The sequence below is a fragment of the Vibrio sp. Vb1018 genome (assembly GCF_033338775.1).
GTDB lineage: Bacteria > Pseudomonadota > Gammaproteobacteria > Enterobacterales > Vibrionaceae > Vibrio > Vibrio alginolyticus.
The window spans coordinates 83566-107857 of the sequence record NZ_JAWOTI010000018.1; the positions used below are offsets into that span (position 1 = coordinate 83566).

The 24292-nt window shown below is 42.7% G+C and carries 27 protein-coding genes, 1 tRNA gene and 2 pseudogenes; 21 read left to right on the top strand and 9 right to left on the bottom strand.

What is annotated here, in order from left to right:
* Positions 1-99 precede the first annotated feature (99 nt).
* Positions 100-1608 carry a leucyl aminopeptidase gene (pepA, locus tag R7Z10_RS17680; protein ID WP_005381073.1) on the bottom strand — a complete coding sequence of 503 codons (1509 nt, stop codon included), beginning with the start codon at positions 1606-1608 and terminating at the stop codon, positions 100-102.
* Between the two features lie 200 nt (positions 1609-1808).
* Here pepA and lptF point away from each other — a divergent pair, with 200 nt between their 5' ends.
* Both lptF and lptG read left to right on the top strand, forming a co-directional pair.
* Positions 1809-2909, top strand: coding sequence for an LPS export ABC transporter permease LptF (gene lptF / locus R7Z10_RS17685; protein WP_005381072.1), 1101 nt, complete (start codon positions 1809-1811; stop codon positions 2907-2909).
* A gap of 3 nt (positions 2910-2912) precedes the next feature.
* Positions 2913-3983, top strand: coding sequence for an LPS export ABC transporter permease LptG (lptG, locus tag R7Z10_RS17690; protein WP_005381071.1), 1071 nt, complete (start codon positions 2913-2915; stop codon positions 3981-3983).
* 87 nt (positions 3984-4070) lie between these two features.
* Here lptG and R7Z10_RS17695 read toward each other — a convergent pair whose 3' ends face one another.
* On the bottom strand, positions 4071-4550 hold the full coding sequence (locus tag R7Z10_RS17695) for an RDD family protein (RefSeq protein WP_005385535.1): 480 nt from the start codon (positions 4548-4550) through the stop codon (positions 4071-4073).
* Positions 4551-4734: 184 nt separating this feature from the next.
* Positions 4735-6003, bottom strand: a complete 1269-nt coding sequence (locus R7Z10_RS17700) for a DUF2254 domain-containing protein (RefSeq protein WP_005385537.1) — start codon at positions 6001-6003, stop codon at positions 4735-4737.
* A 227-nt stretch (positions 6004-6230) separates the two neighbouring features.
* Between R7Z10_RS17700 and R7Z10_RS17705 the strand changes: the two genes are divergently transcribed.
* The 7 genes from R7Z10_RS17705 to R7Z10_RS17735 all read left to right on the top strand — a co-directional run bounded on the left by R7Z10_RS17705 (position 6231) and on the right by R7Z10_RS17735 (position 10958).
* Entirely contained in the window at positions 6231-6896 is a 666-nt protein-coding gene (locus tag R7Z10_RS17705; RefSeq protein ID WP_262600331.1) for an SDR family NAD(P)-dependent oxidoreductase, read from the top strand.
* 189 nt (positions 6897-7085) lie between these two features.
* A tRNA-Leu gene (locus R7Z10_RS17710) sits at positions 7086-7170 on the top strand.
* 508 nt (positions 7171-7678) lie between these two features.
* On the top strand, positions 7679-8584 hold the full coding sequence (locus R7Z10_RS17715) for a diguanylate cyclase (RefSeq protein WP_318105411.1): 906 nt from the start codon (positions 7679-7681) through the stop codon (positions 8582-8584).
* A gap of 205 nt (positions 8585-8789) precedes the next feature.
* Positions 8790-9350 carry a hypothetical protein gene (locus tag R7Z10_RS17720; protein ID WP_029841376.1) on the top strand — a complete coding sequence of 187 codons (561 nt, stop codon included), beginning with the start codon at positions 8790-8792 and terminating at the stop codon, positions 9348-9350.
* Between the two features lie 560 nt (positions 9351-9910).
* Complete coding sequence (locus tag R7Z10_RS17725; RefSeq protein ID WP_023585697.1) at positions 9911-10057, top strand: hypothetical protein; 147 nt, start codon at positions 9911-9913, stop codon at positions 10055-10057.
* A gap of 2 nt (positions 10058-10059) precedes the next feature.
* A complete protein-coding gene (locus R7Z10_RS17730) occupies positions 10060-10197 on the top strand; it encodes a hypothetical protein (RefSeq protein WP_203345219.1) in 138 nt (45 codons plus the stop codon).
* A 560-nt stretch (positions 10198-10757) separates the two neighbouring features.
* Complete coding sequence (locus R7Z10_RS17735) at positions 10758-10958, top strand: hypothetical protein (RefSeq protein WP_023585700.1); 201 nt, start codon at positions 10758-10760, stop codon at positions 10956-10958.
* Between the two features lie 59 nt (positions 10959-11017).
* Here the strand turns inward: R7Z10_RS17735 and R7Z10_RS23780 are convergent.
* From R7Z10_RS23780 to R7Z10_RS17745, 3 genes and pseudogenes are all read right to left on the bottom strand, one after another.
* Positions 11018-11104 (bottom strand): annotated as a pseudogene (locus R7Z10_RS23780) (IS3 family transposase); the annotation flags it as partial.
* Positions 11100-11294 (bottom strand): annotated as a pseudogene (locus R7Z10_RS17740) (IS630 family transposase); the annotation flags it as partial. The pseudogenes R7Z10_RS23780 and R7Z10_RS17740, both read right to left, overlap by 5 nt.
* 358 nt (positions 11295-11652) lie before the next feature.
* Entirely contained in the window at positions 11653-12738 is a 1086-nt protein-coding gene (locus R7Z10_RS17745; protein WP_213870420.1) for a phospholipase D family protein, read from the bottom strand.
* Positions 12739-12946: 208 nt separating this feature from the next.
* On the opposite strand from R7Z10_RS17745, the gene R7Z10_RS17750 reads away from it, so the two are divergent.
* The 4 genes from R7Z10_RS17750 to R7Z10_RS17765 all read left to right on the top strand — a co-directional run bounded on the left by R7Z10_RS17750 (position 12947) and on the right by R7Z10_RS17765 (position 15744).
* Positions 12947-14182, top strand: coding sequence for an integrase family protein (locus tag R7Z10_RS17750; protein ID WP_318105419.1), 1236 nt, complete (start codon positions 12947-12949; stop codon positions 14180-14182).
* 101 nt (positions 14183-14283) lie between these two features.
* Positions 14284-14667: a hypothetical protein gene (locus tag R7Z10_RS17755; protein WP_158156907.1), complete on the top strand. Its 384-nt coding sequence runs from the start codon at positions 14284-14286 to the stop codon at positions 14665-14667.
* Between the two features lie 44 nt (positions 14668-14711).
* Entirely contained in the window at positions 14712-15212 is a 501-nt protein-coding gene (locus R7Z10_RS17760) for a hypothetical protein (RefSeq protein ID WP_158156905.1), read from the top strand.
* 100 nt (positions 15213-15312) lie between these two features.
* Positions 15313-15744, top strand: coding sequence for a DUF2787 domain-containing protein (locus R7Z10_RS17765; protein WP_161687980.1), 432 nt, complete (start codon positions 15313-15315; stop codon positions 15742-15744).
* A gap of 529 nt (positions 15745-16273) precedes the next feature.
* On the opposite strand, the gene R7Z10_RS17770 is transcribed toward R7Z10_RS17765, so the two are convergent.
* The 3 genes from R7Z10_RS17770 to R7Z10_RS17780 all read right to left on the bottom strand — a co-directional run bounded on the left by R7Z10_RS17770 (position 16274) and on the right by R7Z10_RS17780 (position 18288).
* Positions 16274-16732 (bottom strand): hypothetical protein, encoded by a 459-nt coding sequence (locus tag R7Z10_RS17770; protein WP_318105432.1) that lies wholly within the window; start codon positions 16730-16732, stop codon positions 16274-16276.
* Positions 16733-16961: 229 nt separating this feature from the next.
* Positions 16962-17087 carry a hypothetical protein gene (locus R7Z10_RS17775; protein ID WP_255212448.1) on the bottom strand — a complete coding sequence of 42 codons (126 nt, stop codon included), beginning with the start codon at positions 17085-17087 and terminating at the stop codon, positions 16962-16964.
* A 295-nt stretch (positions 17088-17382) separates the two neighbouring features.
* On the bottom strand, positions 17383-18288 hold the full coding sequence (locus R7Z10_RS17780) for a WYL domain-containing protein (protein ID WP_318105435.1): 906 nt from the start codon (positions 18286-18288) through the stop codon (positions 17383-17385).
* 176 nt (positions 18289-18464) lie between these two features.
* On the opposite strand from R7Z10_RS17780, the gene R7Z10_RS17785 reads away from it, so the two are divergent.
* The 8 genes from R7Z10_RS17785 (at position 18465) to R7Z10_RS17820 (ending at position 24268) form a co-directional block, all read left to right on the top strand.
* Positions 18465-18587: a hypothetical protein gene (locus R7Z10_RS17785; RefSeq protein WP_254901957.1), complete on the top strand. Its 123-nt coding sequence runs from the start codon at positions 18465-18467 to the stop codon at positions 18585-18587.
* A 15-nt stretch (positions 18588-18602) separates the two neighbouring features.
* Positions 18603-18740 (top strand): hypothetical protein, encoded by a 138-nt coding sequence (locus R7Z10_RS17790; RefSeq protein WP_262640666.1) that lies wholly within the window; start codon positions 18603-18605, stop codon positions 18738-18740.
* A 91-nt stretch (positions 18741-18831) separates the two neighbouring features.
* On the top strand, positions 18832-19026 hold the full coding sequence (locus R7Z10_RS17795; protein WP_136977353.1) for a hypothetical protein: 195 nt from the start codon (positions 18832-18834) through the stop codon (positions 19024-19026).
* 120 nt (positions 19027-19146) lie between these two features.
* The gene (locus tag R7Z10_RS17800) at positions 19147-20715 is read left to right on the top strand and encodes a sensor domain-containing diguanylate cyclase (RefSeq protein ID WP_318105439.1); all 1569 of its coding nucleotides are present in this window, start codon (positions 19147-19149) and stop codon (positions 20713-20715) included.
* Between the two features lie 234 nt (positions 20716-20949).
* Positions 20950-22071: a hypothetical protein gene (locus R7Z10_RS17805; protein WP_318105443.1), complete on the top strand. Its 1122-nt coding sequence runs from the start codon at positions 20950-20952 to the stop codon at positions 22069-22071.
* A gap of 96 nt (positions 22072-22167) precedes the next feature.
* Complete coding sequence (locus R7Z10_RS17810; RefSeq protein WP_262640669.1) at positions 22168-23331, top strand: site-specific integrase; 1164 nt, start codon at positions 22168-22170, stop codon at positions 23329-23331.
* Positions 23332-23344: 13 nt separating this feature from the next.
* Positions 23345-23593 (top strand): hypothetical protein, encoded by a 249-nt coding sequence (locus R7Z10_RS17815; RefSeq protein ID WP_020329574.1) that lies wholly within the window; start codon positions 23345-23347, stop codon positions 23591-23593.
* 243 nt (positions 23594-23836) lie between these two features.
* Positions 23837-24268, top strand: a complete 432-nt coding sequence (locus R7Z10_RS17820; protein ID WP_140184401.1) for a hypothetical protein — start codon at positions 23837-23839, stop codon at positions 24266-24268.
* Positions 24269-24292 lie beyond the last annotated feature (24 nt).

Consider the following 24292-nt stretch of genomic DNA (forward strand, 5'->3'; position numbering starts at 1 on the left):
TTGGGTCTCTTCCTAAGACCATCTTAAGTCCCACTTTCATTTTAGAAAATTAGGATAATAAAAAAGGGCCTTGCGGCCCTTTTAGATTCTGTTCAGAAATTACTCTTCTGTCTCTTGGCCGCTGCGGTTCAAAAGGAATTGGACAAGCATTGAGACAGGACGGCCCGTTGAGCCTTTCGCTGCGCCTGATTTCCACGCGGTACCTGCGATATCGACGTGTGCCCAGTTGTACTTCTTCGCGAACTTAGATAAGAAGCAACCCGCAGTAATTGTGCCACCAGGGCGACCACCAATGTTTGCCATATCCGCAAACGGGCTTTTCAACTGTTCGTGGTACTCGTCTGCCATTGGTAGACGCCATGCACGGTCACTCGCTTGCTCAGAAGCGTTTACTAGCTCATGAGAAAGAGGGTTGTGGTTAGAGATTACGCCGCTGATATGGTGGCCTAGTGCGATAACACAAGCACCAGTTAGCGTTGCAACGTCAACCACGCAGTCTGGTTCGAAACGCTCTACGTAAGTCAGTGCGTCACAAAGAACAAGACGACCTTCCGCATCCGTGTTCAGAACTTCTACAGTTTGACCAGACATGGTCGTTAGGATGTCACCTGGACGGTAAGCGTTGCTGCCAGGCATGTTTTCACAGCCCGCTAGAACACCAATAACGTTGATTGGTAGGTTTAGCTTCGCTAGCGCTTTCATTGTACCGAATACCGATGCCGCACCACACATGTCGTACTTCATCTCATCCATACCTTCGCCCGGCTTTAGAGAGATACCGCCTGAGTCGAAGGTTAGACCTTTACCTACGAGCACAATCGGTTTTGCATCTGAGTCAGGGTTACCTTTGTACTCGATGATAGACATCATAGATTCGTTTTTAGAACCACGGCCTACTGCTAGGTAAGAGGTCATACCCAGTTTTTCCATCTCTTGCTCACCAATAATTTTGGTGGTTACGGTTTCGTAATCGTCCGCTAGACGACGAGCTTGAGAAGCAAGGTAAGCTGGATTAGCTACGTTTGGCGGCATGTTGCCAAGGTCTTTTGAGGCTTTGACACCTGATGCGATAGCAAGACCATGAGTGATTGCTTTTTCACCCAAGTTCAATTCACGACGCGTTGGTACGTTGAAAACAAGCTTGCGCAGTGGGCGGCGAGTCTCAGGTTTCACGCTCTTGAATTGATTAAATGTGTATAGACCATCTTTAGTCGCTTCTACAGCCTGGCGCACTTTCCAGTATGTATCACGACCCTTAACATGCAGTTCAGTTAGGAAACATACCGCTTCCATTGAGCCTGTCTCGTTAAGTGTGCTGATCGTCTTTTGAATGATTTCCTTGTACTGGCGCTCGCCAAGTTCACGCTCTTTGCCGCAACCGACAAGTAAAACGCGCTCTGACAAAACACCTGGTACTTGATGCAGTAGCAGCATCTGACCAGGTTTACCCTCTAGATCACCACGGCGAAGTAGTGAACTGATGTAACCGTCACTGATTTTATCAAGTTGTTCGGCTACTGGAGAAAGGCGACGTGGTTCAAACACACCAACAACGATACATGCGCTACGTTGTTTCTCTGGACTGCCACTTTTTACACTGAACTCCATGCGTACTCCTACATCCTGAAGACAAATTGCTCTAAATGTTAGATAATGATCGCTTACTTGTTGAATTTTAGCTCCAGGCTTACATGCAGAGCTGATTAAGCGACTAACATCTAGTTTATAATTTTTAAAAAAATAAATGGTTCAACGGGAAACTATAGTGATTCGACCAAAAAAACAAGTTTTGTATAGGTAATTTCAGCGTGATTATTGTTAGATATTTGATCCGCGAAACACTCAAGAGCCAATTTGCGATTTTTTTCGTACTTTTTTTGGTGTTTGTAAGCCAGAAATTCATAAGTGTTCTTGCTGATGCTTCTGATGGGGATATTCCTGCTGGATTGATTTTCTCGATTGTTGGTTTGAACATGCCAGCAATGGGTCTGTTAATGCTGCCTTTAAGTCTGTATATCGGCATATTGATCACATTTGGTCGTCTGTATGCAGAGAGCGAAATTGTCGTAATGAACGCGACAGGTATTGGTAATAAATTCTTGGTTCAAGCGGCCTTATACCTAGCGTTGATTACTTCAGCGGTGGCGGCTTTCAATGCGTTGTGGCTATCGCCGTGGTCTCAAGACCGCGTTGAGCAGCTTTATGAGCAGGTAGCGTCAGAAAACAGCGTTGACCTACTTAAAAAAGGTCAGTTCCAAGGTACACCAGACGGTTCATCGGTTGTGTTCATCGATGACATTAAAGACAATACCTTGAGCAACGTTTTTGTTGCGCAGATGCGCCCTCGAGATTCAGTGTTACCGAGTGTGATGTTCTCATCTTCTGGTGAAGTAAAAGAGCTTTCGGACGGTCGTCAGATCATCACTATGAAAGAAGGTACGCGTTATGAAGGTGTGCCTACTCGCGTTGAATATATGATCACGAAATTCGATGAATACGAAGGTGTTATCGGCCAACGTGAGGTCAAAAAGAAAGGGCGAGACTGGGAAGCATACCCAACGGTTGACTTGATAGGTCACCCAGATCCAGAGGCGCAAGCGGAGCTACAATGGCGAATTTCGTTATTTGTGTGTATTCCACTCTTAACAATGCTCGTTATTCCTTTGTCTGCGGTGAATCCGCGTCAGGGACGGTTTGCCAAAATGGGGCCTGCGATTCTGATCTACCTAGCGTATTTCTTGGCGATCAGTGCAACCAAATCTGCATTAGAAGATGGTGACATCCCGGCTGCTATTGGTATGTGGCCAATCAATGCGATGTTGCTGATTGTTGCTATCATGGCGAATATGATGGACAGCGTTGCTGCTAGACGAATAAAAGACAAATTCCGCAAGAAGAGGCTCGCGTAAGCTGTGTTCAAAATCTTAGACCTTTACATCGGTAGAACCATCATCTCTACCACTGCCTTGGTTTTAGCGACGTTTGTTGGCTTATCGGGCATCATCAAATATGTAGAACAGCTACGTAAAGTAGGGCGAGGTGTGTACGACCTCACTCATGCGTTGTACTTTGTGTTACTCAGTGTGCCGCGTGATATCGAAATGTTCTTTCCAATGGCGGCATTACTCGGTGCCCTGATCGGCTTAGGTATGTTGGCTTCAAGCTCTGAGCTGGTGGTGATGCAAGCTGCTGGTTTCTCTAAGCTGGATATCGGGTTATCGGTACTCAAAACGGCCGTCCCGCTCATGATTGTTGTTATGGCGTTAGGTCAATGGGGCGCTCCTGAGGCTCAGAAGATGGCCCGTGACTTACGTGCGTTTGCGATATCAGGTGGTAGCATTGTGTCTGTGCGTTCAGGTGTGTGGGCTCGTGACGCAAACGACTTTATCTTTATAGGTAAAGTCGAAGACGACAAGCTTTATGCTTTAAATATGTGGCGTTTTGATGATGATAAGAATCTACAAAAAGTTATTTTCGCCGAAGAAGTCGACTACCAACAAGATAACAACTGGCTGATGCGCTACGTACAAATTACGGACATGGAAAATGAAAACGTAATTTCAAAGCAAGACATCGAACAGATGGAGTGGCACACCTCTTTGGCACCAGATAAGCTAGCAGTGGTGACCGTGAAGCCAGAAGAACTGTCACTGAGCGGTTTGTATGATTATGTGACTTACCTAAAAGCATCGGAACAAGATGCATCTCGCTATGAGTTGGCGTTTTGGCGTAAGTTGACTCAGCCGCTTTCAATTGCTGTGATGATGTTAATGGCGCTATCTTTTGTTTTCGGGCCACTCAGAAGCGTGACCATGGGGGCAAGGGTATTGTCGGGCGTGGTTGCCGGGTTTACTTTTTACATATCCAGTGAGTTCTTTGGCCCATTAAGCTTGGTGTATGGCATATCCCCAGTGTTTGGTGCTTTGGCCCCGAGTTTGGTGTTCTTAGCTATTGCGATTGCACTGCTACGAAGAAAGCTATAACTGAAGCATCATCGAATAAACCAAGTTTTACCGAACCAAATGTAAAAGGAAGGCATTACGCCTTCCTTTTTTGTGTTCCTAGACAAGTTAATTTGCCTTAGGTAATACAACAACCTCTGTTTTGGCCCAAATGTCGTGGAAACCACGTTTCTTCGGATCAATCGGTACAGTCAAATTTGCCAAGCCAAAGCCAGATGTCGAAATACGAATCAGAGCTTGAGTTACCGTAATTGGTGCTCCGTCTTTGGCATTGCGAACTCGAAGCTTCCAAGCGCGCATCCCAAGAGTTTGTCCTGCTCGCGTCCAGAAGAACACAAAGAAATATATCCACACACCCGCAAGATAAAGTGTAAATAGAGGGCTGAATACAGGGTGCTTTCCGAGCATATCTGCGGCATCAGCGTACTCGCCATAGCTCAACAATCCTGCTGCATTTAGTGCAAACACAACGGCCATAACAATACCAGCGGCCATCATTTCAATTGCGATAATAATCAATGTGTCGTAAATCAACGCTGCAAGTCGGCGAAAGAGACCAGCAGGTGGAAGAGTTGTAGACGTTGTCATTATTCCATCACTTACCTTAAAAATTGTGCGTCAGAATATAGATTCCCTCACCAAGAGAAAAGAGACCTAACGCACAGAGTCTTTAATTGTGTATAAACGAAGAGACTTTTCTGCCCTACGTTATCAGCACATGTCATGATACACGAGGCCGTGCAGCAATATGTTTCAACTGAATTCGACTCTCTTAACCATTGGCTTTTTGGTCTGTGACCAGATTAGATAGCTGAGAGAGTTGGTGTTTCTCATCTTCGGTATAATGTTGGCTTAATGAAAGCTCTAAAGCTTTTTCTGACAGCTTGATTGCTGGTGACAAAAATAACTTAGGGTGCATACTAGAGAGAGCTAGCAAGGCCTTTTGTAGGCGAATCTGTATTTGGAGTTGCGCTGCACCATCGTGTGCTATCGGCAAAAAGACATCATCAAACAAATCCTGGCAGCTCAATGCGGGCACAAATAGTCTAGGATATCGAGTTTTGGTAGGCGGCTCACTGAGTAGGTCTCCCCATAATGAAAGTGCTCGTACAGAACGCCCAAGAACGTCAATCGCGGTGCCATTATCATTTACAGCCGGAGATAGTGCTCGTGAGGCGATTTCCGCCATAACGACTAAACCAAAGCGAGGGTCCTGATCATATGAACGCTCCGTTCGAATCGTGAAGGCTGCCGTTACTTCGCTTTCGTCTGGCAATTCTCCACAAACCCAAGCCAATGGTTGACCTACGTACACAAAACTTCCCGGTTGTCGCTCAAGGTAGATGGTGCATTGGTTTGCTTCAGCAATACTATCGAGGTGATGCATATCAACATGCTGTAAGTAGCCAATTTCTTGGCTCAAAATAGGTTTACTTCCTCTGGGCTTATGCTCTGGGTGGCTCCATGGGTGAGCACCTAGCCAGCGCTCTTTGCCCCGTTTTCTTATCGCATCTAACAAGGCTTGCTCTACGTATGAAGTGGTTTCACTGACCCTTCCTAGTACGGAAAGGTGCTGAATCCAACGTAGCAGAGTGAGTATGATCATCACGATTACGGCGATAGTCACGATGAATAGATAAATTTGTGCTTGTTGATGATAGGCCCCAATACCTAGCGCGATAATTCCTACCAAACTAAATAGAAAAGAGCCAAGAAAGGTTGCTAAGGCATTTTGTGTTGTGCTGTCTTCCATCAACAGTTTTGTCGCTCGCGGCGTTACCCCTGCACTAGCGGCACTGTACGCTGAGACCATAATATTGAGAGAGAATGTAGTCACTGCAAGCATGGAGGTTGCGAGGATATTTAATATGTTGTTCAACAAATCCTTGCTGACGTTGATGGCAGGGGGCAGAGTAATGAACTGGTTTAAAACAATCGACATTAAGGCGGTAGCAACAGCTAGTAATGCGTAGAGTGACGTCCGGACCCACAGTTTTCGTGTCATCTGTTTCAGTAACCACTGCCATTTTGACCCAGTCATTCTTTGCTCCTATTCAGTTCTCACTAGAAAGTCGATAGAAAATTCAGAAAGTTATTCTTGCTTAAGCATAGGTTAAATGCCCGTCGTTCTGCTTGATATTTCATGCATCACGAAAGTAAGAAAGCTGCTTGCTTCAAAGAATGGTGCTCTTGAGGTGTGAATTACCACGATTCTGTTACCTTAATTGATAGATGAATTAAAAGTATGTGATTGAAAAGAGGTAGCGCATGATTGTAATTACAGGTGCAAGTAGCGGCTTAGGGGCGGAACTAGCAAAGCGTTATGATGCGGAAGGCAAAGAGACGTATGTAATAGGAAGAAATACAGAAAAACTATCCGCACTAGCAAAACAACTCTCTCATAACGTTGGTTATCAAGCTTGCAACCTCTCATCGCACCAAAATGTGAAACAGCTCTTTGATGGGGTGAAACAGTCCCCTGAAATGGTCATTCATAGTGCGGGAAGTGGTTATTTTGGCTTACTGGAAGAGCAGGAGCCGGAAGAGATTCAAAAGTTGATTGATAACAACCTGAATTCTGCGATTCATGTGTTAAGAGAGTTAGTAAAGCGTTACAAAGATCATCCAATAAAAGTGGTCATGATCATGTCCACAGCCGCGCAACAACCTAAAGCGCAAGAGTCTACGTATTGTGCAGTGAAATGGGCCGTCAAAGGATTAATTGAGTCGGTTCGTTTGGAGCTAAAAGGAAAACCTATGAAAATCATCGCGGTTTATCCTGGTGGAATGGATACGGAATTCTGGAAAACAAGCGGCAATACGATGGACACGAGTCACTTCATGCAAGCAGAAGATGCCGCAGAGATGCTCCATAATGCGGTGTCGAGCATTGGGAATGGTTATGTTTCTGATATTACAGTGAATAGAACTTAAAAGAGTTTCGTATACTCATTTTCATCTGGAAGAGTAGTAGAAAATGGAGCGTACGTTTCTTATGAGTACAGCTTTGTCACACTTTGTGGCGAAATTATCAGCAAACGATAGTTATTTAAGGTATTTCTGCTTGCGCAGGTCAAAAGCTTACGTATAATGCCAACCATCAAAGGGCAATAGCCCAAAGATGCCGGTGTGGTGAAATTGGTATACACGACGGATTCAAAATCCGTTGCCTTCGGGCGTGGCGGTTCAAGTCCGCCCACCGGTACCATACATAGAAAGGTCGCTTTTATAGCGGCCTTTCGTCGTTTTAGGCGTTTGTAAATATTCGATTTTTCAGGTGCTTATCTCAAAACTCCTTTCCTGCTATCGCCTCTTTTTTTCCCAAAATAGACTCCCTTTATCCGCCTTAAAATTTCGCCCATGGTCCATATATGGTTCATCGCATGACGATTCTGTGCGCAAGGGGATCCCAGTAAATCCAACAAATGCTAAAAGCAGTCGTCGCGCAAGCCAGTATTACCAAGGGCTTCGAGCGAGAAGAACCATGGTACGACCATGGTGACTTTACGGTGCTATGCGGTTTTGGTTTTTCTTCTATGGGACAACTGATCGTTTTGATGGATATGTCGAAAAGTCGGTTTGAGATAGGCGGTTTTGCAGTGTGCTTTGGAAGGGCATTGGGGTATTTATGCGTGAATGTTGTACTTAAGTCAAAGATATGTATATGAAATCAAATTATTATCTATTGATGTCAATCAGTATGGATATGTATGGTAATGGCACAATCAGATGAAATTTCTCAGTTTTTAGACTTTCTGGTAGATGCAATTTTGATTGTTGATCAATACTCTAATATTGTGTTTGCGAATAAGTCATGTGCTCGGTTATTTGGTTATGAAAGAGATGTATTGTTAACTCTTAGGCTGAACGACTTGATGCAACCGAATGTTGTCAATCATCACGATGCGAAGGTTAGTAACTTTGTACTTAACCAGTCACAAGCAAGAGCTATGATGTCTAGAAGTATTATGCCTTGTCGAAATTCTAGTGGTGATGGGTTTAACGCCAGGATTTCTATAGCAAACATTGTTTTTAATGGTATGCAATGCGGGATAGCGACTTTACATGATTACTCTATAGTTCAAGAGTTAATTGATGAGCTAAAGGAAGAGGCAAATACTGACGCACTAACAGGCTTATTTAATAAGCGTCACCTTGAGAGTGTATTGGAAAATCAGTCATTAAGCGTACTTGATTCTGGCTGTTTGGGGGTTGCCTATCTTGATTTAAACGGATTTAAGTTAATTAATGATACGTTTGGACATGATATTGGTGACCAGCTTCTTGTTGAGATATCTACTCGCTTGAAAGGGAATTTACGTAGTAGTGATATCTGTTTTCGAGTCGGTGGGGATGAACTCCTTATATTGTTTAATATTAATGACCACAAGAACTATGAACAAGAAGCTAAAGGCATAGCTAATAAACTACATGAACTAATTTCAGAGCCTGTTTCAGTCGATAAGGTTGATGGTGATATTGCGGTTGGAGTCAGTATTGGAATTGGCATTTATCCGCATGATGACCGTGAATTATCAGTGTTAATAGATAAGACGGATAGAGCTATGTATGTAGCTAAAAAACAAAAACTACTGTATGTGCTTACTTCAACTTTAAATTGATCTGTATTAGTAAATAAAGTGATTGATCGTTTTGATTGTGTTGTCGTTAAGCCTTTTGTCATGGGCGTTGTTGGGTAGTGTGTGGTTAGTTCGTCGGGGATAGACATTAACAACCAATCACACAAATGAATTAACCTCAATTTGCTATCGATATGCAACTGTGAAATCTTCTTTATACTGGTGAACAAATGGAGCTTGGCCAACTATGAAGATGATTTTCGTCGATGCTGAAAATGTAGGACTTAAGGAGCTAGAAAAAATTAACGCTTCTGTTGTTGATAAAGTCTTTGTTTTTTCTAAGTCAGATTCAGTCAAGCTTGTTTGTGAAAAGTCGCTGTACCTGTTCTTATCTGACTATCCGACAGGTCAGAATCAAGCCGATTTCTATATCATTGCATATCTTTCTAGGGTACTACTTGCTTTAGATAAAAAGCAGTTGGGCTCTGTTCATTTTGAGCTATACAGTAACGATGAAAGTTTAATTTCAGCATTTGAATTTCAGTGCAAGCAATTAGGCGCACCTTTTCAAAGCATCAGGACTAGAGAGAATACCGTTGTTCCAATTGTTAAGCCACAACAGACACCTCAAAAATCTCCTGAAGACAAGCTTCTTCATGCTTTGAAGTCTCCTCGTGCTTTAGATCCTAGCTTTCAAAAGCAGCTAGGGCTGTCAAAGTCAGATTTTACCAAGGCAATCAATGAGCTTTCCAAAAATAACCAAATCAAGCGTAGTCCTCAGTCCAAGAAAAAATGGGTTAGGTGTTAGTACGCTGACTTACCGACCTCATTAAAGTGTAATAAATGGCGGTATTCTCCATCGCTATTACTAACCATCAGTGTGTGAATGTCGCTGTCCTAAGCTTGCTGAGTGATGATCTCGGTACTCTCTGGCGATTCGAGTGAGGAATTGGTGTGCCGAGTGGCGTACCGTAGAAAAATATGTGGTTTGAGCGAGTTTCTATGTAAGTTATGGACTCTAAACGCGTTGCTGGTGTCGGTAGTTGTAGGATTACGTGGATGTGGCTTGATAGATGAGGACTAGATCTTGGTTGGGATTTTTATATTAAATATATAATAACCAGTACAACAGCTTGCCGTAGGCTGCTGTTGTACTGGTTATTATTAATACTATGTTAGTGGTTCTGGTGGCGAAATCTGTAGGTAATACAGTGGTAGTTTCCCTTTTAAGCTATGACATTTTTCACTCATCCGTCCAAAATCACTGAATATCACTAAGAATCACTGAACAATCACCGTCCCATCATCGTCGCTACTAAACCACCTCTCATACAATGTCATCGTTCATTCAACAAAGGAGATAGAACGATGAGCAACAAACAGAACAACCATAAAGCAAATCAAGCTAACAGCAACAAAGGTACATCTGGACATAACACCACGTACCAAAAGGCTCAAGATAATCGAGCAAATCAACTAAACCCAAACAACTCACGTTATCAAGGAAAGAAATAATTATGATGAATCCTTCAGATATGTCACAAGACGAGCTAGACCTGTGGTCTGATATTAATAACCCTAATAATGATTCTGATATGGATGACTGGGCGGATGCTCACAATCCAAATAATGATGACTACTTAGGGGATGACTAAGTCTAAAGCCGATGGTTTAATGCCATCTGATCCGCACCAGCCCACTCTCTGAGCACATCGGCTCGCTCTCGGTATAAATCCTTATTAAGCTGTTTTCCAGTATCCTCCCCATGCTCCCACGGGGCGGATACGCTCAATATCGCCAATAGACAAGAAATTGCAGAAAATATTTAGCCTAGCCTGTGTAAAAATCCTACATAAATCTACCTTCAACCTACCGCTGCCAACTTTATCCAACCGCCTATTTAACATTAAATTATGCGGCAAAGATCACATCAAAAAACAAAAACTCGAAGTAATATTATGCATATAATCAAGTTTCATATCAATTTGGGTATGAATAAAATATTGTCCGTTCGTCAGTAGGCTAATTTATATGCAACTTTATGGGGTGTGCCCTTCGTGTAAGAAGAGTACGGTGTTTAATCGAATACACCGATCATTCATAGAAAAAGTATTCCGCAAAAAATACTTCAAATATGAGTGTGTAAATTGTTCAGCAGAAGTTTTTTCTCATCAAACTCAAATAGATATAGTTCTTCATCGAAATGGGAGCTTAAATGAACAATGACATCAGATCTATGGATCAAGCTGATGGTTTGCGTCGTCTTGCGAAACCTCCAACTGGCTTAGATAAATTGAAGGCTCTACAGGTCGAATTACGCAGTGCCATCATCGCAGGGAAATACAAAGATGCAGACAGACTAATGGCGTTGCTAGATAAAGCTCAAAAAGAGCTAGAAGAAACACATTGGAGGTAAACTGTCGTTCGATCTGGTAAGCAAAACTCTGATCTGCTCCAGCCAGACTGGACACTTCATTAAGCGACATTTTGCTGTTCAAAGTTAACTGGGCTTAGATACCCAAGAGCACTGTGCCTTCTCGTCCGATTATATACTCGCTCAACTTGAAGATGCAGGTTTCAAAATCTGAAAATTATCCGTAATTCGGGATACCAGTGAGCCTGCAACTTCTGGCAACGTTACATTGAAAAATTCATTAATAGCCGTTGTAAATTCAGCCTTCGAGGAGAAGTAAATATTGTTCCTCGCATGCTCATTCATCACTTTCCATAACCGCTCGATTGGATTTAAATTTGCCTTCCCATTTTTTAATCTCAAGCATACTTCACCGATGAGATTTTCTTTTTATCAAAAGCTAATGAAACTTGGTTTGCATAGCGATCTGTTGCCGTTTTAAGATGTAGCCGAAAACCCAATAGCCAAACCTCAAAGCAGAACTGGATGTCAGTTCAACAACAAGTACCTTTCATCATGAGCACCACCTTAGCTTTAAAGTTGAGGTCGTGTATAGGTATTCGGATAACCTTGTAACCTGTCACTGACTAAGTGAAAACGCTGAGGCAAGTAGCTGAAACGGTTCAAGGTTTATTAGGGATAGGGGTGGGTAAAGCCGAACCATATAACTTCGTGTTGTATCGTTCGGCTTTTATTTTTACTTCATGCAATTCTTTATTTTACCTATTAAAAATTCGCCAAATTCTTTAGTTATCTGTACTTTATCGTTACCGAAGTTAAGCGTGCCTAGAGTGAAATTTCCTGACTTCGTCACTGGAATTGTGGGATAAAGTTGTCGGAATTCTTCTAATGCTGCGTTACGTTTAATGTCATATTCCCACCATGAGCCACCGAAGTCACAGCTATGGTTTTGTCCTTCCATATACCAAGGCCAGCGTTCTTTCCAAGCCTCCTGTTTTATCTCTTGATCTGTTACATGGAAAAGACTACCCGTGACTTTGAAGTAACTAAGCAAGGAACCACACCCTACGCCAGTTGTAATGACGATATCGCCTTTGGTTACACCTTTAGGCTTTTTCTTGGAAAAGTGTAAGTTCTGGTGGAGATCTGAGTAATCTCGTCGTTCTTCGAGAAGTACAGGATCATCCTGAGTCCCAATTGGTTTTAGGAAGTAGAGTGGCTCTTTATCTGAGTCGCTCTCAGAGGAATAGACTCGTGGTAGGATATCGATGTCAGCACTTGGCTGCTTTGTTTCCCATGCTTTTTGTGATCTATACTGCTCAGCGAACATCACGGCTTTTCTGAGTTGAGTTAACGTAAGCTCTCTAAATTCAATGGCTTCGTAAATTTCATCAATAAGATTGTCCAGATGGTCGCTGTGTGGGGTTAGTACCCCCCATTCGTGATTGTAGTGTAATCCGTTTTTAGTGAAGTTTGCCGATGTGATGATAGCTTGATGCTCATGGTTTTTGGTTAGGGCATAGATTTTTCCATGAAGACTATTATCGATGTGAACTTTTGCCTTTACCTTTGGGTATTTGGCATTGAAGTATTCGAGGAAGTCTAATAGTTGTTTTGGCTTTGTTAACTGCTCGGGATCATTGGCTTTGAATGTCGTTACCAGTTCAATGTTCTTGACTGCATTGAAATGAAAGCCATCTAAAAAACTTGTCATATCAGAAGCTAAGAACGGTGATGTAATGAGAAGTCTATCGCCACCTTGATCAACTAACCTTTGCAGATCTTGGTGATGAGAGCCAGTGATATTCGATAATATATACATGTTTTTTCTAGCCTTGAATGACGTGTCGATATCTCATCATATTTGGCTGTGCTTGGTAGTGCATCAATATCGTCCTATGACTGTTCAGTTTTGTTAACTAGAGTGGTTTTGTACCTAAAACCACTATTAATCAATGGTGTACCCGTAACTAAAGACCTCTGAAATTTATATTACTGAAGTGTGGGTATATAAATTAACGGAGGTTTTAATGAGCAAATCACAACGACTCACCACCACTTTCCTCAAAAATCTCAAGCCCAATCCTGCTAGCGCTAAATCCACCGACTACGAAGTTAACTTGTCTGCTATGAAAGATAGTGGCTTGCCTACTGGCGTTCGCTGCTTAGTGGGTAAATCCGGCGGGAAACGCTTCCTGCTGCGTTATACCAGTCCGGTAACAGGTAAGAAGGCAAGCATTGGTCTTGGTAAGCACCCTGAAACTGACCTCGCCATATTGCGCAAAACCGCCAAAGAGTATCGCCAGCAAATTATTGAAGGCATTGATCCAAAGCTTGAGCGTGACAATCAGACTACCGAGAAGACAATGACTCTAGAGCGGTTCTTTGATGAAGTTTACTTGCCGCTGGCTAAACAGAAACGCAGTTGGAAGGACGACGCAGCGCGATTTCGTTTAGCAAAGTCTATTCATCACATATCGATTCATGACCTAACCGCGGCCGATATCATCAAAGTTCAAATGGAGATGCAAAATGCCGTTACGATTAAAGGTAAGCCTTATGCTCCTGCTTCGATAAACCGTGTTCTAGCCCTGCTCAAAACGATCAATCGTCAAGCATACAAGTTGATGGACGCTCCGCTCATTGCTGACAAGGTGAGCTTGTTGAAAGAGGATAACGTGCGTACTGGTTACTTGTCCGAATCACAGCTAAAGGAGTTCATCGGTCACGCTCTGAACCATGAAGATAAAAGTATTGGCGCGTATCTAGCTTTGCTGTTTTTGACTGGCGCGAGGGATAAGGAACTGCGTTTGCGCTTGAAATCCGATGTGAATTGGGAGGAAAAAACACTCACTATTCCACATACGAAAAACGGTAGTAGTCACGTTTTATTCCTAAGTGATTACATGCTTGATATTTTGAGGTCGGTGCCTCATGTGGCAAATAATCCGTATCTCTTTCCTGGACGCAAAAAGGGTAAACCCGTAGGGCAACCTAGGCATGCTTTCAAGGCTATCAAAGCCAAGATGGGACTGCCTGACATACCCGGTGATAAAGCGAATCTAACCCTGCATTCTGCTCGTCATACGGTTGGAAGTTTGTTAGCTAGCCAAGGAGTCTCGTTATACGACATAGCCAAGCAGTTGAATCACGCTGACCTTTCATCAACAAGGCGCTACTCAAAATTGACTGTAGGGCGTCGGAGGGAGATTGGCTCTCGTTTGTCGGATATGGTGACTGCGAAGCCAGAGATACGTTGGGAATGAAGAAGTTACGTTTAACCAGTTAATTTAGAAATACATTAGAAAAGCCCCTGTTTAGCGATGAGCTAAACAGGGGCTTTTTCATTATTAGAAGGAAATTCACGATGAAAACAGTAAACAAGTTTGAAGACATTCAATCATTGACAATGCCTGATGGCGTGAAAGCAAAACTGCTAGAGCACCTGATAGAGCCATTCGGTGATGAAGAAAGCACAAAAACGTTTTGGGATGAGGTCGGTACGACCTTGTACTTGATTGAGGAGTCCGATACCGACGAAACCTTGAGTGAAGAATCTGAGGAAGATCAGCACTTCCTTCGCTTTGTTACTAATTACCCTGAATGGGTGCTGTTGTTAAACGATGATGACTGTCCTTGGCTTCTAGCGGTTGCCATAGTGACCATGGAAGGTGGTGGTGTTTACTGCTGCGCTCCAATGAACAGTCCAACGTTCCCTATCGCCAAGTTAGCTGATCAAGCTGAATCTTAAAACCAAATTAAACCTAAACAATTCCATCTTAAAGGAGGTGTCCTATGGCACGTAAATCAAACCAACAACAAGAAACGGTTCAACCTGAAATCGTAGAAGGCAATGAACAAGTCACGGTCACTGACGATCAACCAGTAGACCATTTCACTAATATCGTGCGCGAGGGTAAAGCGAAGAAGTTAAGTCCGAAAACGGAGAACCACGTGTTCTATCAAATCGCCTTACATAACGAGGAAAACGAGCTCCATATCCGCATGTCGGATAATGAAGGTGGAGGTCTACACAGCAAGGAATGGATCCCACTTAAAGATATCACAGCTGTACTAGATGTGCAGGGTGATAAGCCGTTCAAGAGTTCTGTGCTGAAGTGTGTCTTCTCCGGACAGTCTGCGAACAACGCGGGTTTTATGGCAGCTTGCTGTAGGGGGCTTGGTCTTATCATCCAGTCGGAGAAGTCAGTGTTTCTCCACGTTCTAGCGCCAGACTACGAGCAGTGTCGTGATGAGTTGCTGTCATTGGTTGACTCTGAAGCCAAAGCTGAATAACCCCAAATCCACATCAATCCTTATCCACTAAGCCAACTCAGGCTTTCATACCGAGCACTTAACAAGAGTGCTTCCTTAGCAAACTAAACGAGATTTTATTATGAACTTAACTTTTGACGTTGAGCGATTACTGCTGCCTGTCAGTGTCGATCTTCAAGATGCTTTAAACCGAGTGATCAGCGAATCAGGCAAATGGACACCCATGATCCAATCGGTTGTGATCAACTTCCGAGATTCTTCCTACAGTTCGGAAAACGGCGGTTGGCACCCTGTCGAAATCAGGCTTGTTCGACTCTACGACCAGTGGATTTTTGATTACATCACTGACTTTGCGTATTGCGGTGGTCCTTATCCCGAACTGGTTAAAGAGGTGGATTTTAACTTCTCATCTGGGACGGCGAGTTTTTCCTATGTTCCAGAACTGCCGATAACAAGTAGTGAGGTAATGGAGTTCTACTCGATGTGGGAATCCAACTTTCTCAGCTACGTCGAAATGGGCGTGTTCGATGATATAAAAGTCACTGTGGATTAGTCCATCGGCAACAAACTAAGTAGAAAGCACCATGTATGTACCATAAAATAGTTGACTCACTTCCTAGTGAAACTAAGGCTTCCCATTGCTCCATGTTAATCATGGTGTGATGGGAAGCCTTTTTCCTTGGGGCAAGTTTTAGCAACGTTTACCCAATCCGTTGCCTTCGGGATTCAGAGGGGATGAAGTTGCTGGATTGCAATGGACGGTGGAAACACCAAGGAAAGGAGTCTTAATTTTAACGACTTTGGTTGGTTTACACTGGTGTTTTGTTATTAAAAGCTCCCATTGCTATGTCGAAGCAATGGGAGCAGTAAGGGACGGGAAGCCTATAGAAAATACCGAGAGAATGATTTGTCTGATGCTATCTCTGCAACTAGGGGTAAAGGCTAGCCCTTATTATGCGACGAGAGGCGCCCCTTAATCTTATGTTCGTAGTTTGGCTCGAAAACTTGGGCATTTTCAACGTTGCCATACGAAATGACAACTTATCCAATTTACTCCCAGTACAAACAGAACTAGGTATAACTTACTGACTTAGTTCGTCCAGTAGAGACAACCCTAGCTGATACTTGTCATCTAGTGCAGATGGGTGAACATGTCTCTTTATATTTGGTAGAGAGTTCAGGTAGCTGAAGAATCTGGAAGTGGTCATAGGGTACCCAGGCTCAAAATATTCTTCCTCATCATCCTCAAATGTAAACCAATGACAAAGCATTACGAGGTCTTCTTTCTCGTAAACAACCGCAGATGTGCGTGACTTTTCATGGTCGCTGTAAGCTAGAAAGTCAATGAAGATAACTTCTTGGCTTTCTGGGTTTTCCAAATGCTCTTCTGCCATCTGAATCGAGTAGTGATCCGACTCTGCGAAAAACATTTGAGTTCCCATTGTTGCTTCATGTCCCCAAGCTGCTGCCGCACACTTGGCAATTTTCTCACTTTGACAGTCGTTAAGTAGATGCTCTGTTTTATTGAATGAAATAGACATGTTTTTGTACCTATTTTGTTTTGGTTTCGATACGCGGATTAAACATGCTTCACTTATAAAAAACTAGACTAACTGATAGATTTATAACGATATTCGTGAATGGATTGACACAAATGAACTTTTAATCAAATTTTTCACCTATTTTCAGAAGCTAGTTAAAACAGGCTAGGCGTAACAAAAGGAACTTGTCACCGGAATCTATAGTGACAAGTTCAATTCATGGCTCTGTTTATCCAGTCATCATACCTAGTAGATAGCCAACGGCGGTGAAGCTTAACAAGTTGGCGATATCAACTAGGTAAAAATACGGACTGGACTGAGTGATTTGGAGCAGAGTTCGTGCATCAGACATCATGGTAATACCCCTATTAAATTACTTCTCCTACCGGAGTTATTTATTAGTTAGCCTGAACCCGACCAAAAACAGCATCATTTTGAGTTTTCCCTTGCGTGGTATCGGTTTGAGGCTTCGCTAAATCGTCTCTTTCGCTTACCCCACATAGGTAAGCTCAAAATCGGTACATAGTGGCAAGTTGATGGTTAGGAGGGGCTGTAGTGGTGCAGCGAAACGACATTATGTCATGGTTCTTTGTTGTCATGTAGCTGTGCTTCTAGAGGGAGTGTTAGGACGTCATTTATCAACGTGGCACCTACTTGTAACGATCCAATGTGGCGTGGAGGTCGCGTATAAGCTCAAGCTTGAGACTGACTGGGGAGAGAACCTCGACTTGAGGCATCCAGGACTTCAACAAGGGCAAGATATCGCTCAATCTTGATACTCGACTACTAACCAACAAACTACCGTCACTCAGTTCTTTCAATAGCTGCTGGTGGGGAAAAATCATACCTTCAAGAAAGCGTGGAGCTACTTCCCTGTCAACCTGTACAAGCACCTCAGCATCATCCGGAGTTAGCCACTCCATCCCCTGTTTATGTATCTCCTCGTGGACCTTTTGATTCGGTTTGTATTTATCTTCCCGGCGGTGAATCCGTGAAATATTCGGTAATCGGTACGAATGTAGCTGGTCACAGTAGGTCGCAGCGAGGAACCAGATACCACGGTCATTTACCAAACGATAGGGACGGACAGATTCAAACGTTTTTCCATTGTAGGTAAGGTCAATAACAGAGTGAGTGGTGATAACTTCGGTCAGCTGTCTAAACAGCGCATCGAACTTCTCGATGGGTTCGGAGCGTGGATTCTTAAACAGAGCGGGAATGTGACCGTTGAACTTGTAGTGACTAGGCAGTAACACAGACAAACCCGTATCGTGCAGTACCTTGTTGGTATTCGCATTACCATTATTTCGAGTTACCGGATCTAACCGATAACCCTCATTGGTGCGGATAATCGGAGCGTTGACTAGCCTTTCATTGAAATCGCGTCTCAGGGTTTTCTCGCTTACCTGATAATCCGCGACCAACTGCTCAGGGGAGAGCACTTCTCCCATAAACAATCTCGTCAATATGTCACCTAGCCTTAAAGCTAGCTTTTCACTCTTATCGCTCATGCTACTAGCGTACGGTTTCCCTTGGACAGGTTGAGGGCAAAACATTTTTAAATGTTTTGCCCTCACGCACTGAGATTTGGTATAGCTTTCATCGGATAAGGCAGGGCAATGACGATGTCTATTTTCACACTCATTCTGCGGTCTTGGACACATCCTGTCCGAACGCAGTGGGATACTACACAACGTAGATTTACTACAACGTCAATTAAAGGAAACAAGTAATGCAAGTGACATTCATTAAGCCACTTATGGCATCAGGTTATTCATGTCGTTCTTTAGGTTGTCCCGGTTGGGTCACCAAGGGTGGGTCATGCGATACGTGTGGCGCAATGGATTACAGTTAAGAAGGAGTATTCGTTATGGGCGGTTGGACAGAAGACCAAGGTGACTATGATGATGGCACAGAAGATTCTGGCTTCAGTCAGGACTTCGACATGGAGCCGGGCGACGATGGTTGGCTCGGCGGCGACTTCATGGCTGATGATGACAATGATTAAGTCCCATCACTAAATTAGGCTTATCAACAAGGGCGGTATCGAAAGGTATCGCCCTTTTTCATATCTGCATCTAGAGAAAAGGAAAAACATTATGGCGAAGACACATTTTCACTCTAACCATCAACAGCGCTGGTTTAAGCCTAGCGCGTCAACAGGCGTTCGATTCGCGAAGTACGGTGCCACACTCGGTACCCGCTATGGTCCACAGGGCGTCGTTCTCGGTGGAGCCATAGGGTTTGTTGCAGGTGCTCTTGTGGGAGGTGTTCTAGACGAGCTTGAACTGTAATTAAAAAGAAGTAGGGAGACCTACTTCTTTTTCTTGATTTTGCTTCCATTGTCAGGGTTATAAGTAGCAATAATTTATAAACTATAACAATGGATTCTCACATAGGAGATCTCCAAATTCATGCTTGGAATCAATAAAGAAACACTGAACCTCAGAAAGCTCATTCTTGTCATCTGTATTTTTAGTGTTTCCATAACATTAATTAATGCTTTTTTCTCAATTTATCAGGTTCAACGCGATCATATTATCCGTGACACTTTAGAGACAAACCATACTTGTGCCAAGAAGATGGCAGAAGTTACGGATGTTTTTTCGGAGTCTACTATGCGACAAGTTGAGTTCTCTGCTGAGCTTTTGGGAAGACATTTCACGAGCAAAGACTATATAGAGCGTGAACTGAATCGCTTACAACAACAGGCGAACTTATTTAACTCTACAGTGCTTGTAGATAATGAAGGATTCATCGTTTCAACCTCAAAAAACATAACAAAAGCAGAGGGGATACAAATTAAAGATGAAGCTATCTTACACTCCATTAACAAAGTGCAACCTTTTATTACCAAACCATTCCTTTCACTTAAAGGAAACTACTTGTTATGCATTTCCTATCCTATTTTCTCTCCTCATAAAGAATATCTTGGGTACTTAGGGGGGACGATCTACCTTAAAGATAACAATGTCTTAAAATCTCTCCTTGATGATCATAGCCATAGCGATGGTTCGTATTTGTACGTAGTTGATAATAGCAAAACGATAATCTACCACCCAGACAGTACCTTGATAGGCAAGGTTGTTGAAGACAATGAAGGAGTTAACTCGGCTCTTGAAGGTAAAGACGGTGGTCTTGAAGTGGTTGACTATTTCGGTGAAAAAGTGCTTGCCGGGTATGCACCTGTACAAACAACAGGATGGGGTGTTGTCGTCGAGAAATCAAAGTCTCTTAGCTTTGACTTATTAGAGTCTCAAATCCATTCTGTTTTTGCACGCACGATCCCTTTGAGCCTTTTTACTTTTATCCTTATTTGGATAACGTCTGCCACTATATCTAAACCCCTATGGCAACTTGCACGTTCTATTAATAGAACAAACATGGAAGACTTTGAGCCTGTCGACTTCAAAAAGATAAAACCTTGGTTTTTTGAAGCGTCTTTATTGAAGTCGGCAGTCGTTAAAACCTCCAAGGATGTTTCTAACACGATAGAAAAACTTCATTGCAATAGTTTGACTGATGTCATGACGGGACTCACTAATCGTAGAGGTTTTGAAGAAGCACTTGAGAGGTTTAAAGAAAGTAAGAAACCTCTTTCTATTATGGCTATTGATATTGACTTCTTTAAAAAAGTGAATGATACCTATGGACACAGTGTTGGAGATGAGGTTCTAAAAGAGCTTTCTAATCTGATTAAATCTCAATCGCGTAAGACAGATGTTTTATGTCGAACTGGTGGGGAAGAGTTCATGACTTTTCTTGTTGAAATGAGTGTAGAAAATGCATTTGAGAAGGCTGAAAAATTAAGAAAGCATGTTGAACAGCACCAGTTTGCAAGCATAGGTAATTTAACTGTTTCAATTGGCGTGTCACATTGGACTGGAAGTGGAGAGACACTTCATATGGCTATCCAAAAAGCTGATACAGCACTGTATCAAGCGAAAAGGAAAGGTAGAAATCGAACTGAAGTCAATGTCTAAGACTAATGAGTCTAACGGGTCACGGAGTTTTTCGGTACTAGGATTACCCAGAGATGGTGACATGAACGAGTAGAGGCGATTTCGCCTCTACTTTTTTCTTTATCGTAACTGATGAGAAGTGGTTTCCCTTTATCTCGTTGGGCTTTTTTCTCTGTGTTCATTTAGTCCGTTGGGGAATTAATAACACGGACTAACATATCCAAGACTTATGATAGGATTATCAGTCGTTGTGTTGTGAACCTGCCTAAAACGATGTCTAGAAAAAAGAAAGAAATTAATGTTCTTAAGAAGCGAATCAAAGCTTGTGAGTTACAGTTAAAAGCGCTTTTAGATGAGAAAGGATTGAAGTATCACGCTAGCGCATTTGAAACAGAGAGCACATTGATCAATGGTCGAGAAACCGTTTTAACTGGTAGTGGAGTCTGGCATTACGTCAAAGCAGCTATAGAAGACGTTCGATGTAATGCCGCCGAGTTTGTTGATGATGATTTTTGCTTTAGTATCGGTTTGCCGTCACCTAAACAATCTGCGGGTTATACAGATGTACAAGCGCTGTATTTGTCGATGATTGTTCCGGAGTTATACCCTGATTTTGATGACAGGCTCCTAAAAGATCCTCATCTACCTGAACTTTTGTTTCCAGCCCTAGCGCACCATAAGTTAAAAACTACTAAAAAAATTGTCGAAGATAATATTATTACATTATCTGAAGTTGATGAGATTTCGACTAAGGTTAGAGACTCTTTGTCTGAAGTTGATGGTCTTTCGGCTGAGCTTAAAGGCATTCTGTCCAAGATTTATGCTCTTTTATCTGATGTAGAAATGATTGTCGAAATGATGTCCTTAAGTCGCCGAAAGTTCTCCGGTGAAAAGACGCTTTCTCCGTTACTAAATCTTAAAGCTGACGCTGAAAACAAAGCGGCAAAGGTGTCCGAGATTCGAAGAACTGTGACTAAGAAGTCGTCTATACAGAAAGAAGTTATGGAGTTTCAAGGTAAAGTTCGGGAGTTACTGTCTAAGGTGGTATCGGAAATGGGTAAATATCATCTTCCAATCTCAAAGGAAACCGTGAGACGGCTATGTTTGGACGCGTTTATCCCTCAAGATAGAAAGCAGTATGTTGATGAGCGCTATAAACATTTAGCTGCGGGGTGTGGTGACTATAAAAACAGAAATACAACGCTGTTAAAGCAGGCTAAGCGGGATGTGAATGAGCTATATGATTTTGTTTATGAGCTGATAGACGAGTTCTTGGTTTCTTATGAGTCGAAAGATGACGGCGAGAAATCGGAAGAGCTCTTTAACGATAAAAGGTTGGAGAATTATTTGCGAAATATCATCGAGAAGGAAGTTTAGTGACCTGAAAATCGCCATTTTGTACTGCCAGATAATACGCGGCTAATCCGTAAAATCCTTTGCATGTTTTTGATTTTTTATGCACAGGAGTAAATTGTGGTTAGTCGTGCCATTCCTTTTACCGCATCCATTTTTGAATCACATCCTCGCCCTAAACCTGGACAGAGTCCAATTGTTAAGCGACGTGAAGGTGTGAAGTACCAGCAAGTAACATTCTATGCCAATACGATCTCTCTAGGCATCTCTAAGACATTTAAAGGTCAGCGTTTTAATGAAGTGATTGGACACTGGCCTGAGATGAGCATTTCTACTTTTGACAAGATTGCCAGAGAGCGTGTCTCGAAGATTGAGCTTGGCTATTACAACAAAGCTGCATCCCTTTTAATCGGTGACTTCTTCATTGATTATGTTCTTCCAATGATGGAAAGCCGAAATCGAGATATCGAGAGTGTAAAAACACGTTGGCGCCGAGTGGCTCCAATCTTTGCACATCAAGCTCTAGGTGATGTCAGTAAGTTGCAGATTACGCAATTTCTTACTGAGCTATCTACTCAAGTTAAAGGTTCAACGGTAAACCGTCATTTGTCCCTTCTATCGCGCATTTTTTCACTTGCTGTAGAGCTGGAGCTTTTGGTTGTAAACCCGTGTAAGGGGATCAAGAAGTGGCCTGAAAACAATATACGTGACCGAGTTTTAAGTGACGATGAGTTGCGTATCTATATTCGGGAAGCGATTCGCATTAGCAGCTTTCAGTCTAAGGCATTGTTGTTCAGTTTGATTACAGGACTTCGTATCGGAAATGTCATTGATATCCGTCGAGAAATGCTGAGTGACGACCTTACATTGTTGACTCTGCCGATGACTAAAAATGGTAAGTCGTACCGTGTGGTGCTTAATGAGCCAGCTCGAGAAGTATTAAAAAGCTGCGCAGAGTTGTCATGGAATGAGTGGATTTTTCCTTCTGCTGTGAAGGAAGGGGCGCATATAGCTTACCCTCGTAGTTGCCATGAGAAGATTCGCGACGTTGTGTTGCAGTCTACGGGAGGGAGTGAGTCTTTTAATATCCATGACTTACGTCGTACATACGCCAGTAGACAGTTGATGCTCACTGGTGATGCTCGATTAGTGCAGTCCAGCTTGTTTCACCAGAGTATTACAACGACTGAGCGATATGCTTTTCATCAACAATCTAAACTGGCAGAAGCGAGCCAAAGCACCGCCTTGTCTTTGTTGTCTGGCAATTCTGAACTACGTCTATAAGGAAAAATGAAAAATGAATGATGTTATCTTGACTAAACAAGACCTTGCTGAACGCCAAAAGCGTAGCTTAGAGTCCATTACTACAGCTTGTTCCCGAAACCCATCTTCGTTACCACCTTTCTTTAAATTGGGGACCAACCGAAATAGTCCTATTCGTTTCCGGTTAAGTGATGTGATTGCTTGGGAAGATGAGCAGGCTGAGAAGCAGAAGAAACTGTTGGAAGAGCAAGAACGGAAGTTGGCTCCTCGTTGGTTAATCTAACTTAAGTTTGTAACGTGCTAAAAACAAAGCCCAGAGTGCTATGCACTCTGGGCTTTGTTTATTTCAGGAGTTTTCATTGTGCAACGATTCGTGACCTGAAAATCGCATTTTTGTACCCCCAAAATGCGATGTCTTAAAAAAGCAGAATATTGGTATCCCAAGTTTGGGGCGGGAGGGCAACTGGATTGGTTCGTCCAACCAGATTGCTCTTTAACAATTCAATTTTTAGAAGGACACAGAAAAATGAGCAATAATTCTCTATTCATTCGTACTAAGTCAGGTGTAGCAAACATTTTTGGAGGCAAAACAGTTCTGCCATCAGATGAACTGCTGGTTGTTTTGGGAGCCAAGGGTAACCTTATCGCTGCCGAATCAGGAGAACATGCTGAAGAGTTGTTTAAGCAAGTTTCCAAGAAGATGAAACCTGAGAAGAATAAATGTTTCATGCTAGAAAGCGGTGGCTGGATCCATGCGGATACGGTCGGCGGTGCTTTCATCTCTCCAAAGTCGGGTGCACTGTTGATGACGGTGGTAAACAGTGACAACTTGCTTGCTATGTTTACGCCTGAAGAGTTCAGTGACCTCGAAGGTTTGCGTGACGCGATTACAGAAGCCTTACTGACGTACAGTGAGGGTAATGACCTGCCTAAGATTGCTTGGTCAGACTTTAAGTAATCATCATTGTAAACCTTGCAAAAA

Bases quoted from the DNA above. Each gene is read 5' to 3' on its own strand.
- pepA (WP_005381073.1), bottom strand. From the start codon at position 1,608: ATGGAGTTCAGTGTAAAAAGTGGCAGTCCAGAGAAACAACGTAGCGCA.
- R7Z10_RS17695 (WP_005385535.1), bottom strand. From the start codon at position 4,550: ATGACAACGTCTACAACTCTTCCACCTGCTGGTCTCTTTCGCCGACTT.
- R7Z10_RS17700 (WP_005385537.1), bottom strand. From the start codon at position 6,003: ATGACTGGGTCAAAATGGCAGTGGTTACTGAAACAGATGACACGAAAA.
- R7Z10_RS17705 (WP_262600331.1), top strand. From the start codon at position 6,231: ATGATTGTAATTACAGGTGCAAGTAGCGGCTTAGGGGCGGAACTAGCA.
- R7Z10_RS17715 (WP_318105411.1), top strand. From the start codon at position 7,679: ATGGCACAATCAGATGAAATTTCTCAGTTTTTAGACTTTCTGGTAGAT.
- R7Z10_RS17720 (WP_029841376.1), top strand. From the start codon at position 8,790: ATGAAGATGATTTTCGTCGATGCTGAAAATGTAGGACTTAAGGAGCTA.
- R7Z10_RS17725 (WP_023585697.1), top strand. From the start codon at position 9,911: ATGAGCAACAAACAGAACAACCATAAAGCAAATCAAGCTAACAGCAAC.
- R7Z10_RS17730 (WP_203345219.1), top strand. From the start codon at position 10,060: ATGATGAATCCTTCAGATATGTCACAAGACGAGCTAGACCTGTGGTCT.
- R7Z10_RS17735 (WP_023585700.1), top strand. From the start codon at position 10,758: ATGAACAATGACATCAGATCTATGGATCAAGCTGATGGTTTGCGTCGT.
- R7Z10_RS17745 (WP_213870420.1), bottom strand. From the start codon at position 12,738: ATGTATATATTATCGAATATCACTGGCTCTCATCACCAAGATCTGCAA.
- R7Z10_RS17750 (WP_318105419.1), top strand. From the start codon at position 12,947: ATGAGCAAATCACAACGACTCACCACCACTTTCCTCAAAAATCTCAAG.
- R7Z10_RS17755 (WP_158156907.1), top strand. From the start codon at position 14,284: ATGAAAACAGTAAACAAGTTTGAAGACATTCAATCATTGACAATGCCT.
- R7Z10_RS17760 (WP_158156905.1), top strand. From the start codon at position 14,712: ATGGCACGTAAATCAAACCAACAACAAGAAACGGTTCAACCTGAAATC.
- R7Z10_RS17765 (WP_161687980.1), top strand. From the start codon at position 15,313: ATGAACTTAACTTTTGACGTTGAGCGATTACTGCTGCCTGTCAGTGTC.
- R7Z10_RS17770 (WP_318105432.1), bottom strand. From the start codon at position 16,732: ATGTCTATTTCATTCAATAAAACAGAGCATCTACTTAACGACTGTCAA.
- R7Z10_RS17775 (WP_255212448.1), bottom strand. From the start codon at position 17,087: ATGATGTCTGATGCACGAACTCTGCTCCAAATCACTCAGTCCAGTCCG.
- R7Z10_RS17780 (WP_318105435.1), bottom strand. From the start codon at position 18,288: ATGTTTTGCCCTCAACCTGTCCAAGGGAAACCGTACGCTAGTAGCATG.
- R7Z10_RS17785 (WP_254901957.1), top strand. From the start codon at position 18,465: ATGCAAGTGACATTCATTAAGCCACTTATGGCATCAGGTTATTCATGT.
- R7Z10_RS17790 (WP_262640666.1), top strand. From the start codon at position 18,603: ATGGGCGGTTGGACAGAAGACCAAGGTGACTATGATGATGGCACAGAA.
- R7Z10_RS17795 (WP_136977353.1), top strand. From the start codon at position 18,832: ATGGCGAAGACACATTTTCACTCTAACCATCAACAGCGCTGGTTTAAG.
- R7Z10_RS17800 (WP_318105439.1), top strand. From the start codon at position 19,147: ATGCTTGGAATCAATAAAGAAACACTGAACCTCAGAAAGCTCATTCTT.
- R7Z10_RS17815 (WP_020329574.1), top strand. From the start codon at position 23,345: ATGAATGATGTTATCTTGACTAAACAAGACCTTGCTGAACGCCAAAAG.
- R7Z10_RS17820 (WP_140184401.1), top strand. From the start codon at position 23,837: ATGAGCAATAATTCTCTATTCATTCGTACTAAGTCAGGTGTAGCAAAC.